Consider the following 523-nt stretch of genomic DNA (forward strand, 5'->3'; position numbering starts at 1 on the left):
TGCGTGGCCGAGAATGGCTATTCGCGCACCACGATTCGCGAGATCGCCCGGGCGGCGAACATCACCAGCGGAAGCCTCTACAACTACTTTCCGAACAAGGCGGAGCTGATCAACGCCGCGATAGCGGCGCGCACGGACGTCGCGTTGCCGCGGCTGCGCGCGGCCGCCGCGCGCCCGGGGACCGCCGTCGACCGCATCGAGGCGGTGCTCGACGAATCGGGCCGGCTCATGCGCGAGTATCCCGATCTTGCCGCCTTCGAGTGGGTGATCCGCGCCGAAGGCGCTGTCGCCCGCGATTCGCGGCTCGCGGCCGACTTCCAGGTGTTTCGCGGAATCATCGAGGGTGTCATCGACGATGCCTACCGCCGGGGCGAGCTCGCGCACCGGGCCGACCGCAACGGCATCGTCGAGGCCGTCTACGCGCTGATCTATGGGTTGACGGAGCTGGCGGCCACGTCGCCGCCCCGGGACTATCACGCCGCGCTGGACGCGGCCAAGAAATTGATCCGGGGAACGTTGCTCG

At 68.8% G+C, this 523-nt stretch carries 1 protein-coding gene; it reads left to right on the forward strand.

From position 1 onward, the window contains the following. A partial coding sequence (locus tag A5692_RS30370; RefSeq protein WP_068055016.1) for a TetR/AcrR family transcriptional regulator occupies positions 1–523 on the forward strand: 523 nt, incomplete at both ends.

This window comes from Mycobacterium sp. E342, from assembly GCF_001667665.1.
Taxonomy (GTDB): Bacteria; Actinomycetota; Actinomycetes; order Mycobacteriales; family Mycobacteriaceae; genus Mycobacterium.